Origin of the sequence: Planococcus sp. 107-1 (assembly GCF_021513255.1) — a bacterium.
Taxonomy (GTDB): domain Bacteria; phylum Bacillota; class Bacilli; order Bacillales_A; family Planococcaceae; genus Planococcus.
The window spans coordinates 2,716,214-2,735,064 of record NZ_CP090977.1 but is presented as its reverse complement, the minus strand read 5'-3'; the positions used below and the strand labels follow the sequence as shown (position 1 = coordinate 2,735,064).

Genomic DNA, 18,851 nt, shown 5'->3' with positions numbered 1-18,851 from the left:
AGATTATGGCGACAATTCAAGAAGAAACAAAATACAAGCCGCAAAATCACGTTCGCTTTGTAACGGCATCCAGCCTTTTCGACGGACACGATGCATCGATTAATATCATGCGCCGCATTTTGCAGGCAAGCGGGGCTGAAGTGATCCACTTAGGCCATAACCGTTCAGTCGAAGAAGTGGTAAACGCAGCAATCCAGGAAGACGTTCAAGGAATCTGCATTTCTTCTTACCAAGGCGGCCACATGGAATACTTTAAGTATATGTACGATCTGCTTCAGGAAAAAGGCGCTGGCCATATCCGCATTTACGGAGGCGGCGGCGGTGTTATCCTGCCGCGCGAGATCAAAGAATTGGAAGAGTACGGCATTGCCGGTATCTTTTCGCCGGAAGACGGACGCAAATTGGGCCTTGAAGGCATGATTCTGGAAATCGTCAAAGAATGCGATTTCTCGACAATCAAAGAAACACCTGCTTTTGATGTGATTTCAGCTGACAATCCGGTAGCTTTGGCAAACTTGATCACGGCAGCCGAAGAAGCGCATACACGTGAACTTGATACCGATAAATTGCTTCAGGCAGTACGTGCCCAAACGAAGAACACGCCAGTTCTCGGCATCACCGGAACAGGCGGCGCAGGAAAATCTTCTCTGACAGATGAATTGATCCGCCGTTTCTTGTCTGAACTTCCGGATCAGAAAATCGCGATTCTTTCCATTGATCCGACAAAGCAAAAAACGGGCGGCGCTTTGCTTGGTGACCGGATCCGCATGAATGCGATCTTCAACAAACGCGTCTTTATGAGAAGTTTGGCGACTCGCGGTTCAAGAACGGAAATCTCAAGCGCATTGGGCGATGTCCTTGATGTCGTTAAAGCGGCAGATTTCGATTTGATCGTAGTGGAGACAAGCGGAATCGGACAAGGGGATGCGGAAATCGCTAATTTCTCAGACGTTTCAATGTACGTCATGACAAGCGAATTCGGTGCGCCGACACAGCTTGAGAAAATCGATATGATCGATTACGCAGATTTGATTGTCATCAACAAATTCGAACGCAAAGGTTCAGAAGATGCGCTTCGCCAAGTGCAGAAGCAATTCCAGCGCAGCCATCTTTTATGGGATAAAGACTTGGACGAAATGCCGGTATTCGGCACAATCGCAAGCCAGTTCAACGACAAAGGCACGAACTCACTTTTTGCAGCGCTAGTGCATGCAGTCAATGAAAAATGCGGCACCGAGTGGACGACGGATTATGACCAATTCGTCAAAACGCAAAAAGAGAACTTGATCATTCCGAATGACCGCCGCTATTATTTGCGGGAAATCACGGATACAGTCCGCAACTACCATGCGAAAACGCAAGCGCAAGCAGCATTTGCACGCCGCTTGTTCCAATTGGAAGGCGCCATCGAAGCGGTAAAAGAAAAAGCGCCGGATGATGCGCTTGTTGAATCGCTTCAATCGCTTGCTTACGGCGTCCGCGACGAATTGACGGCGGAATCCAAACGCATTCTTGAAAACTGGAAACAGCTGAAAGACGCTTATGCTGGAGATGAATTCGTCACAACAGTCCGCGACAAGGAAATCCGCACGATTTTGCGTACGGAAAGTTTGTCAGGATTGAAGATTCCGCGAGTGGTACTGCCGAAATTCGAAGACTACGGCGAAATCTTGAAATGGGTTTATTTGGAAAATGTTCCAGGTTCATTCCCTTACACGGCTGGAGTATTCCCATTCAAACGGGAAGGCGAAGATCCAAAGCGCCAGTTTGCAGGAGAAGGAACACCTGAACGCACGAATAAACGGTTCCACTACCTATCCAAAGACGACGATGCGAAACGCTTATCAACGGCTTTTGACTCGGTAACGCTATACGGCGAAGATCCTGACCACCGTCCCGACATTTACGGAAAAGTCGGCGAGTCGGGTGTATCGATCTGTACATTAGAGGATATGAAGAAACTATACGCAGGCTTTGATTTATGCGCACCATCTACATCGGTGTCGATGACGATCAACGGACCGGCGCCGATCATTTTGGCGATGTTCATGAACACTGCCATCGATCAGCAAGTGAAAATAAACGAAGAGAAATTCGGCCGTCCGTTGACGCTTGAAGAATTCACGGAAGTTCGTGAATCGACGCTTCAAGTAGTGCGCGGACGGTGCAGGCGGATATCTTAAAAGAAGACCAAGGCCAGAATACTTGCATCTTCTCAACAGAATTCGCGTTGCGCATGATGGGCGATATCCAGCAATATTTCATTGACCATAAAGTGCGCAACTACTATTCGGTATCGATTTCCGGCTACCACATTGCAGAAGCGGGAGCGAACCCGATTTCACAGCTCGCGTTCACCTTGTCGAACGGTTTCACTTATGTCGAATATTATTTGAGCCGCGGTATGAACATTGATGACTTCGCACCGAACTTATCGTTCTTCTTCTCGAACGGTTTGGATCCGGAATATACAGTCATCGGACGTGTGGCACGCCGCATTTGGGCAGTCGTGATGCGCGATAAATACGGCGCAAACGAACGCAGCCAAAAACTGAAATACCATGTGCAGACTTCCGGGCGCAGCTTGCACGCACAGGAAATCGACTTCAATGACATCCGTACGACGCTGCAGGCATTGATGGCGTTGCAGGATAACTGCAACTCGCTTCACACAAATGCTTATGACGAAGCGATTACAACGCCGACGGAAGAATCGGTTCGCCGTGCAATGGCAATCCAGATGATCATTACAAAAGAGCACGGCTTGTCGAAAAACGAAAACCGCTGCAAGGTGCGTTCATCATTGAAGAAATGACGCAGCTGGTTGAAGAAGCAGTATTGCAGGAATTCGACCGCATCAATGACCGCGGCGGCGTTCTTGGCGCGATGGAAACGCAGTATCAGCGCGGCAAGATCCAAGAAGAATCCATGCATTACGAAATGAAGAAACACACAGGCGAATTGCCGATCATCGGCGTGAACACGTATTTGAATCCGAATCCACAAAGTGACGACGATATCAACGCAATGGAAATCGCCCGTGCGACGACCGAAGAAAAAGAAACACAAATTGCCAACTTGCGCGCTTTCCAGGAACGCAATGCTTCAGAAGAAGCGCTTAATCGCTTGAAACACGTAGCGAAATCCGGCGGCAACATCTTCGAAGAATTGATGGAAACCGTAAAAGTCGCAAGCCTAGGCCAAATCACGACAGCTTTATATGAAGTTGGCGGACAGTACAGACGGAATATGTAGTTAGAAAAGCGGATCCGCCCACGAAAGCCCCGACAAGCTTAAGGCGACTTGGCGAAGCGGCATGTTTTCAGCCGCACAGCCAAGTTGACTTAAGACCTCGAGGGGCTGGGCGGAGGAGCTGGACAATGGAAAAGCGGAATCGCCCGCGAAAGCCCCGACAAGCTTAAGGCGACTTGGCGAAGCGGCATGTTTTCAGCCGCACAGCCAAGTTGACTTAAGACCTCGAGGGGCTGGGCGGAGGAGCTGGACAATGGAAAAGCGGAATCGGCCGTTTTGCTCCGACATCCAGCTTGAATAATGACAAAAGTGGTTCGTGGAGCATCCACGAACCACTTTTTCTTCTTTTTTTGAATTTAGATGGTTTAAATCCATTTGCGCGCGTTCAATGAAAAATGCGCGCGCTCAACCAAGAATACGCGCGTTCGACCCAATGGGCACATCCACACGAATATCTTCGCCGCCTGGAAGTGCAGCAAGTCGATAAAGATGGCAATTTTCTGTATAATAGAAGAAAGTTCACTGTAGAAAACACAAAGGATGATCACCCATGTCGAAATACGCACATTATCTTATCATCCTCCTCTGCCTCGTCCTTACTTTCTTTCTCTACAACAAAGCGCTCGGATCAATCCCGTTTTTGATCTTGTCGTTTTACTTGTTTTATTTCGGCTGGACGCAGCTGAGTAGCAGAAAAAAGAAAACACGGTAGCGGAGCGCAACTACTTTGTATATAATGAATTAAGTTAAGATAGAAGAAGGGACGTGCACAGATTGAAAATCCGTGAATTATCAAAAGAAGAATTAGTGGAAGAGTCGTTTGTCGACTTAGCCTATGCACTTTTAGAAGAAACACACGAAACAAAAACTTATCCGGAGATTGTTGCAGAAATTGAACAATTGCTCGGTTTATCTAAAGAGGATATGAAAAAACGTCTGGCTCAGTTCTACACAGACATGAATATTGACGGCCGTTTCTTGATTCTCGGCGAAAACCGTTGGGGCCTTCGCGAATGGTACCCGGTTGAACAGATCGAAGAAGAATCGGCACCGACTGTTAAAGCACGCAAGAAAAAAGCGAAAGTGGCAGGCGACGATGGCTTCGACGATTTGGATCTTGATCTTGAAGATGAATTGGAATTCGATGACTTCGGCGAAGGCGACGATGAAGAAGACGACGATGACGATGATACAGATGAGCTGTTGAAAGTTCCAGAAGTGGAAGTCCTTGATTTCGACGTAGAAGATGAAGACGATGATAATGATGGCGTCTTAGTAGAAGATTTGGACGGCAACATCATTGATGATGAAGATGACGAAGAGGAAGATGATCTGAAGTAATCAGAACAATTTTTTACCTTGACTTATGTGACTAGACTGGATAAGATTTTACTGGGCTCCTTAAAAATAGGAGAGATGATTCGTACAGTTTACGCGCTCCCTCTGCACTTGCAGAAGGGGCGCTTTTTATTTTTTCAAAATTGAAGGAGGAAACCGGCATGACAAAGTATATTTTTGTAACTGGCGGCGTTGTATCGTCATTAGGAAAAGGGATAACAGCCGCTTCACTCGGGCGTTTATTGAAAAACAGAGGGTTGAACGTCACAATCCAAAAATTCGATCCATATATCAATATTGATCCGGGAACGATGAGCCCATACCAACATGGAGAAGTTTTCGTAACGGATGACGGCGCGGAGACAGATTTGGATTTAGGGCATTACGAACGTTTCATCGATATCAATTTAAATAAATACTCTAACGTAACGACAGGGAAAGTATATTCCACTGTCATTCAAAAAGAGCGTCGCGGCGATTATTTGGGCGGAACTGTCCAAGTGATTCCGCACATCACAAATGAAATCAAAGACCGCCTTCTGCGCGCTGCGAAAACAGCAAAAGCAGATGTCGTCATTACCGAAATCGGCGGGACCGTTGGGGATATCGAATCGCTTCCATTCCTTGAAGCCATCCGCCAAATGCGTTCAGACCTTGGCCGCGAAGAAGTCATGTACATCCATTGTACGTTGATCCCGTACTTGGGCGCTGCGAAGGAAATGAAAACGAAGCCGACTCAGCACAGCGTGAAAGAATTGCGCAGCTTAGGGATTCAGCCAAACTTGATCGTTGTCCGCACCGAGCATGAAGTGCCTCAGGACATGAAAGACAAAATCGCTTTGTTTTGCGATATCAAAGCAGAAGAAGTCATCGAATCCCGTGATGTTGACGTGATCTACGAAATGCCGCTTCGCTTGAAAGAACAGCATATGGACCAGATCGTTCTTGACCATTTCGGCATTGAAGCACCGGAAGCGGATATGGGCGAGTGGATCGAACTTGTGGATAAAGTGAAATCATTATCGAAAAGAGTCCGCATCGGCCTTGTCGGAAAATATGTGGAACTTCAAGATGCTTATATCTCTGTAGTAGAAGCATTGAAACACGCAGGATTTGCATTTGATGCAGATATCGAAGTGGATTGGATCAATGCAGAACACATCAACGCTGAAAACGTTGAAGAGAAACTCGCAAACTGTGCCGGAATCTTGGTTCCTGGTGGATTTGGAGACCGTGGAGTCGAAGGGAAGATCGTGGCGACAAAATATGCACGCGAAAACAAAGTGCCATTCTTCGGGATTTGCCTGGGCATGCAATTGGCTTCAGTCGAATTTGCACGCAGCATCATGGACTTTGACGATGCGCATTCATCTGAGTTGAACCCGAAAACCTCGTATCCGGTCATCGACCTTCTTCCGGAACAAAAAGACATCGAAGACTTAGGTGGAACGCTTCGCCTTGGACTTTACCCGGCAAAATTGGAAGTTGGTTCAAAAGCGCATGAAGCATACGGCGAAGAATTGGTGTATGAACGCCACCGCCACCGCTATGAATTCAACAACGAATACCGTGAGCAATTCGAAGCAGCCGGCTTTAAATTCTCAGGAACGAGCCCGGATGGCCGCCTAGTGGAAATTATCGAGATTGCAGACCACCCATGGTTTGTCGCTTGCCAATTCCACCCGGAATTCATCTCGCGCCCGAATCGCCCACAGCCGCTATTCAGAGAATTCGTTAGAGCTTCTTTGAACAACTAATATCAAAAATCCTTCCCAGGAGCTTTCCTTGGGAAGGATTTTTTTATTCCGCGAGCATTTCATCGATGATCATTTTGACAGCGTGGTAAATAAACAATGCGCCTATTGCGTAAGGAACCACCGTGCGTCCACCGTCGTCTGTAGGAACAAGGCCTTTCGAAATGCCGAGTGAAATGAATGCATCGGCTTCTACCGGATCTCTTGCGGCACCCGTCAGCATGGCGAACGGAATTCCGGCATCATTCAAGCGTCCTGCCAGTTCGTCGCCTTCATCATTGGGTGCAAGAATCCATACACGATCAGCACTTGTCAAAATGCTATCAGGTTTCCAGTCGATACTGCTTTTGAGCGGTTCAGCACCGTTTAGCGCCGTTTCAACGACTGCTTTCATTTCACCAAAGGCTGCGAGAAAGATAGTTCCTTCGCCGACTGCGGCCTGAGCCAAGACTCTTGCCGTATCTTCAACGGCCTCTTCTTGCTTTGAAAGACGCTGGAGCAGCCCGGCGGTTTGAGTTGCTAACATTTTCATTTCATTCACCTCACTTTTCATTATAGCCAAATGAAAGAAAAGAATAAGCTTTCCAGTCGTCCAATTTTAAATGAGTTCAAAAATAATTGGAAAGTATTGGTGGAAATGCATGCGGCGATTCAGTAGAATGAAACTAGAGTTGAGAAAGCTGGAACAGAAGGGGGCAATACGGTTGAAGACGATATTGATTGTAGATGACCAAATGGGAATCCGTCTTTTATTGAATGAAGTATTTAAAAAAGAGGGGTATGACACCTTGACGGCTGCAAATGGCAACCAAGCCCTTCAAACGGCAGGCGAAAAGCATTTGGATATCGTATTGCTCGATATGAAAATTCCAGGGATGGACGGCATCGAGATATTGAAGAATTTGAAACAGGTTCAGCCGGATGTCCAGGTAATCATGATGACAGCCTATGGCGAACTGGATTTGATCGAAGAATCGCTCATCAACGGTGCATCCTGTTATTTCACAAAACCGTTTGACGTATTCGAGATACGTGAAGCTGTAAAGCAATTGTTAACAGACTGATACACGCAGAAGTGGCGAAAGCACGGCGTTTTTGGTATAGTATAAAGGATATTTGGATAAGAGTAGAGCTTAGGAGGAATTGTGAATGGCATTAGTTTCAATGAAAGATATGATGATCAAAGGGAAACAAGAAGGTTATGCAATCGGTCAATTCAATTTGAATAACCTGGAGTTTACCCAAGCAATTTTACAAGCTGCACAAGAAGAGAACTCACCAGTTATTTTAGGGGTATCTGAAGGGGCAGCACGTTATATGGGCGGTTTCACCACTGTAGTACATATGGTGAAAGGCTTAATGCACGATTATAAAATTACAGTGCCAGTGGCGATTCACCTAGATCACGGTTCTAGCTTTGAAAAATGCAAAGAAGCGATTGATGCTGGATTTACATCTGTCATGATTGACGCTTCCCATCACCCATTTGAAGAAAATATCGAAATCACGAAACAAGTGGTAGAATACGCACATCAACACAATGTTTCAGTTGAAGCGGAACTTGGCACTGTAGGCGGCCAGGAAGACGATGTCATCGCTGACGGCGTTATTTATGCAGATCCGCAGGAATGCAAACAACTCGTTGACCAAACAGGCATCGATTGTTTAGCACCAGCTTTAGGATCCGTCCACGGACCATATAAAGGCGAGCCGAATTTAGGTTTTAAAGAAATGGAAGAAATCTCTCAACTATGTGATGTTCCGCTTGTATTGCACGGCGGCACAGGCATTCCGACAAAAGATATTCAACGTTCTGTGTCACTTGGAACAGCGAAAATCAACGTCAATACAGAAAACCAGATTGCGTCAGCGAAAGCGGTTCGTGAAGCATTGGCTAAAGATGCAGAAATGTATGATCCACGTAAATACTTGACGCCAGCTCGCGACGCGATCAAAGCGACAGTCATCGGCAAAATGCGTGAATTCGGAAGTTCGAACAAAGCGTAATCGATTCTCTGGAATCGGCAAAAAAATAAACTAAAACTGTGGAAAGGGAGAAGCGTCCGAGTGGTCTCTTCTTCCTTTTCCAAATTACAGGAGGAAAACAACAATGAAATTTTTTATTGATACAGCAAACTTCGAGGAAATCAAAGAAGCACATTCATGGGGCATCCTTTCAGGCGTTACGACAAATCCGTCATTAGTGGCGAAAGAGAAAAACGTTTCTTTCCATGATCGTTTAAAAGAAATCGCGGCTTTGGTCGATGGTTCAATCAGTGGTGAAGTTATTGCATTAGATGCAGAAGGCATGATCAAAGAAGGCCGTGAACTGGCTGCACTTGCTCCAAACATTACTGTGAAATTGCCAATGACTCCAGATGGTTTGAAAGCATGTTCAACACTTGCAGCAGAAGGCATCAAAGTAAACGTTACATTGATTTTCAGTGCGAACCAAGCTCTTCTTGCAGCTCGTGCCGGCGCTTCATATGTTTCTCCTTTCCTTGGGCGTTTGGATGATATCGGACACAACGGCATGGATTTAATCGCGACAATCGCAGACATTTTCGCTATCCATGACATCAAAGCTGAAATCATTGCCGCATCAATCCGCCATCCACAGCACGTAACGGACGCTGCTTTGAACGGTGCGCATATTGGAACAATGCCGATTAAAGTTATGGAGCAAATGTTCAAGCATCCCCTAACAGACAAAGGCATCGAAGCGTTCCTGGCAGATTGGGAAAAACGTTCAATTGAAGAGGAAGCAAAATAAATCGGCACGGCAATCAAATTTCGAGATTCACCAGGCTTTCTATTTTGAAAGCCTGGCTGATTCTTGAAGTAGGGCAAAGGAGAAATTAGATCTGATGGATGTATATAAAGTAAAAGGCGGTAAACGCTTGTCGGGCACGATAAAAGTGAATGGCGCAAAAAACAGTGCAGTGGCTTTGATTCCTGCATCAATTTTAGCGAATTCGCCTGTGCAAATCGAAGGCTTACCGGAAATTTCTGATGTCTGGACACTGAAAAATATTCTTGAAGAGATCGGTGGAGAAGTTTCTTTCGAAGACGGAACCATGAACATCGATCCGACCAATATGGTTGATATCCCTCTGCCAAACGGAAATGTTAAAAAACTTCGCGCTTCCTATTATATGATGGGCGCTATGCTTGGACGATTCAAGCATGCGGCGATCGGTTTGCCGGGCGGCTGCTTTTTAGGGCCTCGTCCAATCGATCAGCATATCAAAGGATTTGAAGCACTCGGAGCGAAAGTGACAAATGAACACGGCGCGATTTATCTGCGTGCAGATGAACTTCGCGGTGCGAAGATCTATCTGGATGTCGTGAGCGTTGGCGCTACGATCAACATCATGTTGGCTGCTGTTCTTGCGAAAGGGCAGACGGTCATTGAAAATGCTGCTAAAGAACCTGAAATCATTGACGTTGCTACTTTATTGACGAATATGGGCGCGAAAATCAAAGGGGCAGGCACGAATATTATCCGGATTGACGGCGTTGAAGAATTGCATGGTACGAACCATACCATCATTCCAGACCGCATTGAAGCCGGGACATTCATGATCATGGCGGCAGCAGCAGGAGACGGAATCACGATTGATAACGTTATTCCATTCCATATGGAAGCTTTGACGGCGAAACTTCGTGAAATGGGAGTCGACGTGCAAGAAGGCGAAGAATCCATTTACATTCCGAAAGCTGAGAAACTGCAAGCGATTGATGTAAAAACGCTTGTGTATCCTGGATTCGCAACGGATCTGCAGCAGCCGTTTTCTGTATTGATGACGCAGGCCACGGGGTCTTCGATGATTACGGATACCATTTATTCGGCCCGCTTCAAACATATTGATGAACTTCGCCGCATGAATGCAAGTGGGCGTGTGGAAGGCCGGGCTGCCATTATTACCGGACCGACGCCGTTGACTTCTGCTACTGTTGTAGCATCTGATTTGCGTGCCGGTGCGGCCTTGATCATCGCTGGTTTGCTTGCTGAAGGCGAAACCGAAATCCGGGAGATTTACCATATCGAACGCGGCTATTCTGCAATTGTCCAGAAACTGCAAGGGCTAGGTGCGGATATCCGCAGAGAAACAATCGATCCCGTCAGCAGTGCAAAGTCTGACCTTGGGCATAATGCGAATTGACTTCTTTTTGGCTGATTTAACTGTGCTACAATTAAATTGAACTTATAGCTGAACTGGAGGAAATGCATAATGGAACGAAGTTTATCGATGGAATTGGTGCGCATTACAGAAGCGGCTGCAATTGCATCCTCTAAATGGATGGGCCGTGGACTGAAGAACGAAGCCGACGATGCAGCAACTACGGCAATGAGAAATGTATTTGATACGATTCCGATGCGCGGAATCGTGGTTATCGGTGAAGGTGAAATGGATGAAGCTCCAATGCTTTATATCGGTGAAGAACTTGGCACGGGTCAAGGGCCGGAAGTGGATGTAGCAGTCGATCCTTTAGAAGGAACGAATATTGTCGCAGCTGGCGGATGGAACGCTTTGGCGGTATTGGCAATTGCCGATCGCGGAAACTTATTGAACGCACCGGATATGTACATGGAAAAAATTGCAGTGGGACCTGAGTCGGTTGGCAAAATCGATATCAATGCACCTGTAATTGATAATCTCCGTGCAGTGGCGAAAGCCAAAAACAAAGATATAGAAGACGTAGTGGCGACTGTTATGAACCGTCCGCGGCATGATAAAATCATCCAGGAAATCCGCGAAGCCGGAGCCCGGATCAAACTGATCAACGACGGCGACGTAGCAGGAGCCATCAATACGGCTTTTGACCAGACGGGCGTCGATATTTTATTTGGAACTGGCGGCGCACCTGAAGGCGTGATTGCTGCAGTCGGCCTGAAATGCCTGGGCGGCGAACTGCAGGGCAAATTATTGCCGCAAAACGAAGAAGAAGCACAACGCTGCATTGATATGGGAATCGACGTTACTCAAGTCCTGAAAATGGACGATCTTGTTAAAGGCGACGATTGCATTTTCGCTGCAACGGGTGTAACGGACGGGGAATTATTGCGCGGCGTTCAACTGAAAGGCGGCTTTGCAGAAAGCCACACTTTAGTTATGCGTGCGAAATCAGGAACTGTCCGCTTTGTAGAAGGCCGTCACAGCCTGAAGAAAAAACCGAATCTTGTCATGCACGATTAATGATCCTACTTCTAAAATGAGTCCGGCTGAATGCCGGGCTCCTTCTTTAAAGATCTTCCAATCATTGCAACGACTGATCCTCAAAAAATTAACCCTAAAAAATGACTAAGAGTGGTGTCTGATACATGACAACGATAACAATTTCCGCATTGGAAAACATGACGCTAAAAGAGCTTTATAATTTAGCGAAAGAATACAAATTAACGAATTACAGCAAATTGACAAAAAAAGAATTGATCTTTGCTATCTTGAAAACACGTGCCGAACAAGAAGGCTTTTTCTTCATGGAAGGCGTTTTAGAGATCATCCAGTCAGAAGGCTTCGGTTTCTTGCGTCCAATCAATTACTCTCCAAGTTCCCAGGATATCTACATTTCCGCTTCACAAATCCGCCGATTCGATTTAAGAAATGGCGATAAAGTTTCAGGGAAAGTCCGTCCGCCAAAAGAAAACGAACGGTATTTCGGATTGCTGCAAGTCGAAGCCGTTAACGGTGAAGATCCGGAAGTGGCAAAAGAACGCGTCCATTTTCCAGGTTTGACGCCGCTTTATCCGGATCGCCATATCCGTTTGGAAACATCGCCTAAACATTTATCTACGCGGATCATGGATTTGGTAGCACCTGTCGGATTTGGGCAGCGCGGATTAATTGTCGCTCCGCCAAAAGCCGGGAAAACAATGCTTTTAAAGGAAATTGCCAATTCAATTACAACCAATCATCCTGAAGCGGAATTGATTGTTCTCTTGATTGATGAGCGTCCAGAAGAAGTAACCGATATTGAACGCTCGGTAAATGCGGATGTCGTTTCTTCGACTTTTGATGAAGTTCCTGAAAATCACGTGAAAGTGGCTGAACTTGTTTTAGAGCGAGCAATGCGCTTGGTCGAACACAAACGAGATGTTATTATATTGATGGATTCCATCACGCGCCTGGCGCGAGCATATAATTTGGTCATTCCTCCAAGTGGGCGTACACTATCAGGAGGGATAGATCCAGCAGCATTCCACCGTCCGAAACGTTTCTTCGGGGCTGCCCGCAATATTGAAGAAGGCGGCAGTTTAACGATTCTTGCAACGGCTTTAGTTGATACAGGTTCACGTATGGACGAAGTCATTTACGAAGAATTTAAAGGGACCGGCAACATGGAATTGCATTTGGACCGCAGCCTAGCGGAACGCCGCATTTTCCCGGCACTTGATATTCGCCGTTCAGGAACGCGGAAAGAAGAATTGCTCATCGGAGCCGATCAGTTGGACAAGCTATGGACGATCCGTAAAACGTTCTCAGATACGCATGATTTCGGAGAGCGCTTCTTGAAAAAACTTGGCCAAACAAAAACTAACGAAGAATTTTTCGAACAGCTTAACAGCGAATTGAAAGCTCATCGCAGCAATAAAAAGATGATCTAATTAGTTGCAAACAGACGAAAGATTTGTTATGATTATGAGAGTGAATTAAAACAGTGCTATTGCATATATGGCCTAAAGAGCCATGTAAGGCAATAGTCAAAATAGATTATCAAACTCTGTTCCAGATGGTTCAGGGCGGGAGGAGAAACAATAATGAAAACAGGTATTCATCCAGATTACAAACAAGCAACAGTAACTTGCTCTTGCGGGAACTCTTTCACAACAGGTTCTGTAAAAGAAAACATCAACGTCGAGCTTTGCTCTGAATGTCATCCATTCTACACTGGACGTCAGAAATTCGCAGCAGCAGATGGCCGCGTAGACCGTTTCAACAAAAAATACGGCATCAAAGAAGAAATCAACGAGTAATAGTAAAGAATATACCTGCTTTGCGCGAAAACGCGAAGCAGGTATTTTTTCGTTTAAAAGACACATTTTGAGCGTTAATTCTTTTACGTAATCGAGAAAAAAGCAGTAATTCAGCCCGATTTTGGGTATGATGAATAATGATAAAGTTGTTTGAAAGGGGCTTATTTATGTACGTTATGAAACAATCCGGTTGGGTAGAACTGATTTGCGGAAGCATGTTTTCAGGGAAATCAGAAGAGCTGATCCGCCGAGTGCGCCGCGCACAATTTGCCAAACAAAAGATTGCAGTTTTTAAACCGAAAATCGATGACCGCTATAGCAAAGAAGCGGTTGTTTCCCATAATGGCACGACCGTAATTGCTCTACCAATCCAGCATTCACAAGAAATTTGGGATTATATTTCCGATGATTTCGATGTGATTGCCATTGATGAAGCCCAGTTTTTTGATGAACAGATCATTGAGAACGTACAAAAATTAGCGGATCATGGATTCCGCGTAATCGTTGCCGGATTGGATCAGGATTTCAGAGGGCGTCCGTTTGGACCGATGCCGAATTTGCTGTCGATAGCTGAGCAAGTGACAAAATTGCAGGCAGTATGTACAGTTTGCGGATCTCCAGCAAGCCGGACGCAGCGCCTAATTGACGGCAAGCCTGCCGGTTCTGACGATCCTACCATTTTAGTTGGCGCTTCAGAAGCCTACGAGCCCCGTTGCCGCCATCATCATGAAGTGCCTGCTGGCGTGACAGTGACGAAATAGGTTATTTTGGAGGCTCTCTAACTAATTTGAAATATGAAGTGGCACTGTTTTAAGAATGAATATTTTTATAGATGGTAAACTAAGTTAATTGTAGTGTGAGGAAATCGCTCTAGGCGGATGCCTTCTGCTCTTTCATCTAAGAAGTATCAAGATATGAAGCAAAACAGCTACGACGCCTGCGGCTTAGCGAGACGGCCGAGACCCGCAGGGAGCAAGGCGACTGAGGAGGCTTGGACGCGAGCCCGCGGCAAGCGTAGCTGTTTTGCGGAATATCGATAGGGAAAAGTTATTAGTTCAACTTATATCACTAGTGTTGCATTAATTGATTTTGAAGATTAGGAATTCATAAAACATTCAAAAACCGATGAAAACCAAAAGAAAAAGTCCTTTATAATGGAAAGGTCAGGTAGTTCCTGTCCAAATCCAATAAAAAGGACTCACGCATGGACAAGAATACACGAAAAACTTCATTTGGTAAATGGCTTCACGCCATTAATTTTGAGAAATTCAACGAAAACGTGAAAATTCACGGGCAAGACCGGTACACGAAAAAACTGACGACACAGGCGTATACGCTGCTGATGCTGCACGCGCAATTGACCGAGGCGGATAGTCTTCATGCGCTTGAAGCAGCGTTAACGAACGCCGATTTTCAGCGGGCGGTTGGCGTGAAGTCCATCAGTGTGTCGCAGCTTTCCCGTAAAAACAACAAGTTGGATCCAGCGATTCTGTCGAATCTTTTCCAGCAGCTGGTCAGCCAGATTGCCGCGCAAAAGCGAGCGCCGAAAAAGGGCATGTTGTTAAAAATCATTGATTCCACGACACTTCCTTTGAATGTGAACCATTTCAACTGGGCGGAATTCCGAAAAACCAAAGCGGGGATCAAACTGCATCTGCGACTGGTTTACGATGAATACGGAACGCATTATCCGGACAAAGAAGTCATGACCCATGCCAAGGAATCCGATCGCAATCAGCTGGAAGTGCTGGTGGACGACAAGGAAGCCATGTATGTTTTTGACCGCGGCTATATCGACTATGAACGCTTTGATACCTTCACAGATGACGGCATCTTTTTCGTTTCCCGATTGAAAAACAAAGCCGTCATCCATTCAGTCGAAACATTTGAACTTCCGGAAGAAAGCGATGCTGTTTCCGATTCGATGGCATTCGTGGGAAACGCCACCAATTGTACAGAAAATGTCTTCCGAATTATCGTTCTCCCAGATGGAAAAGGCGATGTGTTGCGTCTGATCACCAACCGCTTCGATATTTCCGTAGAGGAAATCAGTGATATTTACCGGAACCGTTGGGCCATCGAACTGTTCTTCAAATGGCTTAAGCAGCACGTGAAAATCAAGCATTTTTATGGTCAAAGCGAAAACGCCGTGAAAAACCAGGTGTACCTTGCTTTGATTGCCTACTGCTTGAACGTGCTTGTTCAAATGGACACGAACAGTAGAGTGTCGATCTTACGAATTTCGCGTGTACTGGTCGCCAACCTTTGGAAAAATCCCCAGTACTGGCTTCGGAAAATCGGAAGTGAAAAGGTTCCGTAACAAGCTGTTCTGTCATTGTCGCCTCTGCCGAAATGTATAAATTTACCAAATGGACAGTGCTACCTTTATTCGGGTGCTTCCCTTTTTGGCAAAAATAATTGAAACGTTGTGACTGAATATTTCGTCATTATTTATGCAACACTAGTGAACTTATATAGTTTAACAATAAATATGTGAATTAGAGGTGATGCAACAATGTTCGATAGATTACAAGCAGTAGAAGACAGGTACGACCGTTTAAACGAATTATTGAGTGACCCGGCGATTGTCAGCGACACAAACAAATTGCGCGAATACTCGAAAGAGCAATCGGATTTGCAGGAAACGGTGGAAGCGTACCGCGAATATAAGGAAGTCACTTCCCAATTGAATGAAGCGAAAGCGATGTTCGATGAGAAGCTGGACGCAGATATGCGCGAAATGGTCAAAGAAGAAGTGAGCGAATTGGAAACGCAAGCGAAAGCGATTGAAGATCGTTTGCATGTATTATTGATTCCGAAAGATCCGAATGACGATAAAAACGTCATTATGGAAATCCGGGGAGCTGCAGGCGGAGACGAAGCGGCTTTGTTTGCGGGAGATCTATACCGCATGTACAGCCGATTCGCGGAATCAAATGGCTGGAAAGTGAGTATCATGGATTCCAATCCGACCGGACTCGGCGGATTCAAAGAATTGGTCTTCATGGTTACCGGCAAAGGCGCGTATTCGAAATTGAAATACGAAAACGGTGCACACCGTGTGCAGCGGGTACCAGAAACGGAATCAGGCGGCCGGATCCACACCTCGACAGCAACAGTCGCTTGCTTGCCGGAAGTGGAAGAAGTGGAAGTTGAAATCCATGACAACGATATCCGCGTCGATACCTATGCATCATCCGGTGCAGGTGGGCAGTCGGTCAATACGACCATGTCAGCTGTCCGTTTAACGCATATCCCGACCAATACGGTCGTAACGTGCCAAGACGAGAAATCACAGATTAAAAACAAAGCGAGTGCGATGAAAGTACTTCGTGCACGTGTATACGATAAATTCCAGCAAGAAGCGCAAGCTGAATATGATGCAGTCCGAAAATCTGCAGTCGGAACAGGCGACCGTTCTGAGCGGATTCGTACGTATAACTTCCCGCAAAACCGCGTTACAGACCACCGCATCGGTTTGACGATTCAAAAGCTGGATCAGATTCTTCAAGGCAAAATGGACGAAGTCGTCGATGCATTGATTGTTGAAGAACAATCAGCAAGAATGGAAAGCTTAAACAATGACTAATAAAAAATACATTTTTGAGGCCCTTCAAGGGGCTTCTTCTTTTTAAAAAGCAAAGGCCGCGAAGAAGCAGCGGCACGGATTATTCTTCAGCATGAACTGGGCCTTTCACATGCGGGGCTGCTCGCTTCAATGCGTGAAGAGTTGGAAGAAGAGAAATTCCGTGAGTTTTGGTCTAAAATTGAATTGCATTCCTTAGGAACGCCAATTCAGCACATAACGGGCAGCGAGGAATTTTACGGGCGTTCATTTGGAGTAAATGAGCATGTTCTGATTCCGCGGCCGGAAACAGAAGAACTAATCGAAGAAACTTTGCAGTTGGCCGCTCGCTATTTTCCAACTGGCAATCCGTCTATCGCAGATATAGGAACTGGGAGCGGCGTTATCGCCATCACGATGAAATGCGAGTTGCCTGCTGCAGACGTGACAGCAACGGATATCTCACAAGCAGCTTTAAGTGTTGCAACAGACAATGCGAAACGGCTGCATGCAGATGTGGCGTTTAAATTAGGAGATTTGCTGGAATCGATCAAAGACCGGAAATGGGATATCGTGTTATCCAATCCTCCTTATATCGGCTACGAGGAAGCTCCTGATTTATCGGATAGTGTCCGTGACTTCGAACCTCACTCGGCTTTATTTGCAGAAAACCAAGGTTTGGCCTTGTATGAAAAAATGGCTGAAGGGTTACCGGAAATTGTGGATAAACCAAGCATTATCGGTTTTGAAATCGGTTATACACAGGGAAAGGCTGTAAAAAATCTCTTAAAAGATGCTTTTCCGGAAGCGAATGTGTATGTCAAAAAAGATATCAACAAAAATGACCGAATGGTTTTTTGCATAAACGTGTAAGTTACTAACATATTTTAAACAGGGTAGGTGAAGTTATCCACGTAATGTGCATAACTTTGTCGAAAACTAGTTATAATAGGAGATGTTTATATGGAAACGGAAACCATACTTGTGGATAGAAATGTGAATAAAGAAGAAACTTATTCACAGGCTGTGGAAAGACTGCAAAATGGAGAAGTTGTCGCTTTTCCGACAGAAACCGTTTATGGACTTGGAGCAGACGCTACAAATGCGGAGGCTGTGGCAAAAATCTTTGCTGCAAAAGGGCGTCCAGCCGACAATCCATTGATTGTCCATGTGGATTCAAAAGAAAGCGCATTGAATTATGTTCAAAATGTAAGTCCAAAAGCGATCCAATGCATGGAAGCATTTTGGCCAGGCGCATTGACGTTGATTCTACAAACGAAACCGGGAGTTTTTGCTGAAAACGTAACAGCCAGTCTATCCACAGTTGGAATTCGAGTGCCGAATCATCCGGTAGCGCTGAATTTGCTAAAACGTGTGAAATTGCCGATTGCGGCGCCAAGTGCGAATACAAGCGGCAAACCAAGTCCGACTTTAGCGGAGCACGTGTATCACGATATGGAAGGAACCATTCCATTGATTTTAGATGGTGGGGCGACAATGATCGGCATTGAATCGACCGTATTGGATATGACAAGTGAACCACCTGTTATCCTTCGTCCGGGCAAAATCACGAAAGAAGATTTAGAGGCTGTTATCGGAACAGTCCGGCTTTCTTCGGAAATTCAAGGGAATATCCCCAAATCACCGGGAATGAAATACATTCATTATGCACCAGAAGCTCCGGTCTATTTGATTGAAAAAGCAGATGGCTTGATTGAAAAAGCGATCGCACATGTGCAAAATGACGGCAAAAAAGTGGCGATTCTAAGTTCGGAAAAGCATCCGAGTGCGGATTATTGCTTCCCACTTTCAGCGGAAACGCTGTATGCCAGCTTGCGCAAATGCGACCAAACGGATGCAGACTTGATATTGGCTGCAATTTCTACAGATGCCAATAGAAGTGAAGCGATGATGAATCGCTTGGAGAAAGCGGCTGACCATAAATGGTTCAGTTAATGAAGTA

Annotated in this window: 16 protein-coding genes and 1 pseudogene; 15 read left to right on the top strand and 2 right to left on the bottom strand. The window is 45.7% G+C overall.

What is annotated here, in order from left to right:
• The first annotated feature begins 5 nt into the window (after positions 1-5).
• A pseudogene (gene icmF / locus L0M13_RS14115) lies at positions 6-3,255 on the top strand (fused isobutyryl-CoA mutase/GTPase IcmF).
• Between the two features lie 362 nt (positions 3,256-3,617).
• On the opposite strand, the gene L0M13_RS14110 reads toward icmF, so the two are convergent.
• Complete coding sequence (locus tag L0M13_RS14110) at positions 3,618-3,818, bottom strand: hypothetical protein (RefSeq protein WP_235197100.1); 201 nt, start codon at positions 3,816-3,818, stop codon at positions 3,618-3,620.
• A 208-nt stretch (positions 3,819-4,026) separates the two neighbouring features.
• Between L0M13_RS14110 and rpoE the strand changes: the two genes are divergently transcribed.
• Both rpoE and L0M13_RS14100 read left to right on the top strand, forming a co-directional pair.
• Positions 4,027-4,593 (top strand): DNA-directed RNA polymerase subunit delta, encoded by a 567-nt coding sequence (rpoE, locus tag L0M13_RS14105; RefSeq protein ID WP_235199327.1) that lies wholly within the window; start codon positions 4,027-4,029, stop codon positions 4,591-4,593.
• Positions 4,594-4,751: 158 nt separating this feature from the next.
• Positions 4,752-6,347 carry a CTP synthase gene (locus L0M13_RS14100; RefSeq protein ID WP_235197099.1) on the top strand — a complete coding sequence of 532 codons (1,596 nt, stop codon included), beginning with the start codon at positions 4,752-4,754 and terminating at the stop codon, positions 6,345-6,347.
• A gap of 43 nt (positions 6,348-6,390) precedes the next feature.
• Here the strand turns inward: L0M13_RS14100 and L0M13_RS14095 are convergent, their stop codons facing one another.
• The gene (locus tag L0M13_RS14095; protein WP_235197098.1) at positions 6,391-6,876 is read right to left on the bottom strand and encodes a DUF2529 family protein; all 486 of its coding nucleotides are present in this window, start codon (positions 6,874-6,876) and stop codon (positions 6,391-6,393) included.
• Positions 6,877-7,048: 172 nt separating this feature from the next.
• Between L0M13_RS14095 and L0M13_RS14090 the strand changes: the two genes are divergently transcribed.
• From L0M13_RS14090 to L0M13_RS14035, 12 genes are all read left to right on the top strand, one after another.
• Positions 7,049-7,408 carry a response regulator gene (locus tag L0M13_RS14090; protein ID WP_311195575.1) on the top strand — a complete coding sequence of 120 codons (360 nt, stop codon included), beginning with the start codon at positions 7,049-7,051 and terminating at the stop codon, positions 7,406-7,408.
• 85 nt (positions 7,409-7,493) lie between these two features.
• Entirely contained in the window at positions 7,494-8,351 is an 858-nt protein-coding gene (locus L0M13_RS14085; RefSeq protein ID WP_235197096.1) for a class II fructose-bisphosphate aldolase, read from the top strand.
• Between the two features lie 103 nt (positions 8,352-8,454).
• Positions 8,455-9,117, top strand: a complete 663-nt coding sequence (gene fsa / locus L0M13_RS14080) for a fructose-6-phosphate aldolase (protein ID WP_235197095.1) — start codon at positions 8,455-8,457, stop codon at positions 9,115-9,117.
• A gap of 94 nt (positions 9,118-9,211) precedes the next feature.
• Positions 9,212-10,510: a UDP-N-acetylglucosamine 1-carboxyvinyltransferase gene (locus L0M13_RS14075; RefSeq protein WP_235197094.1), complete on the top strand. Its 1,299-nt coding sequence runs from the start codon at positions 9,212-9,214 to the stop codon at positions 10,508-10,510.
• 69 nt (positions 10,511-10,579) lie between these two features.
• Positions 10,580-11,545, top strand: a complete 966-nt coding sequence (gene glpX / locus L0M13_RS14070) for a class II fructose-bisphosphatase (RefSeq protein WP_235197093.1) — start codon at positions 10,580-10,582, stop codon at positions 11,543-11,545.
• A 125-nt stretch (positions 11,546-11,670) separates the two neighbouring features.
• Positions 11,671-12,954: a transcription termination factor Rho gene (gene rho, locus L0M13_RS14065; RefSeq protein WP_235197092.1), complete on the top strand. Its 1,284-nt coding sequence runs from the start codon at positions 11,671-11,673 to the stop codon at positions 12,952-12,954.
• A 153-nt stretch (positions 12,955-13,107) separates the two neighbouring features.
• On the top strand, positions 13,108-13,323 hold the full coding sequence (rpmE, locus tag L0M13_RS14060; protein ID WP_074510520.1) for a 50S ribosomal protein L31: 216 nt from the start codon (positions 13,108-13,110) through the stop codon (positions 13,321-13,323).
• 167 nt (positions 13,324-13,490) lie between these two features.
• Positions 13,491-14,084 (top strand): thymidine kinase, encoded by a 594-nt coding sequence (locus L0M13_RS14055; RefSeq protein ID WP_235197091.1) that lies wholly within the window; start codon positions 13,491-13,493, stop codon positions 14,082-14,084.
• Positions 14,085-14,527: 443 nt separating this feature from the next.
• Positions 14,528-15,643, top strand: coding sequence for an IS4 family transposase (locus L0M13_RS14050; protein ID WP_235196374.1), 1,116 nt, complete (start codon positions 14,528-14,530; stop codon positions 15,641-15,643).
• A 195-nt stretch (positions 15,644-15,838) separates the two neighbouring features.
• A complete protein-coding gene (gene prfA / locus L0M13_RS14045) occupies positions 15,839-16,912 on the top strand; it encodes a peptide chain release factor 1 (protein ID WP_235197090.1) in 1,074 nt (357 codons plus the stop codon).
• 78 nt (positions 16,913-16,990) lie between these two features.
• On the top strand, positions 16,991-17,761 hold the full coding sequence (prmC, locus tag L0M13_RS14040; RefSeq protein WP_311195670.1) for a peptide chain release factor N(5)-glutamine methyltransferase: 771 nt from the start codon (positions 16,991-16,993) through the stop codon (positions 17,759-17,761).
• Between the two features lie 90 nt (positions 17,762-17,851).
• Positions 17,852-18,844 carry an L-threonylcarbamoyladenylate synthase gene (locus L0M13_RS14035; RefSeq protein ID WP_235197089.1) on the top strand — a complete coding sequence of 331 codons (993 nt, stop codon included), beginning with the start codon at positions 17,852-17,854 and terminating at the stop codon, positions 18,842-18,844.
• The last annotated feature ends 7 nt before the right edge of the window (positions 18,845-18,851 follow it).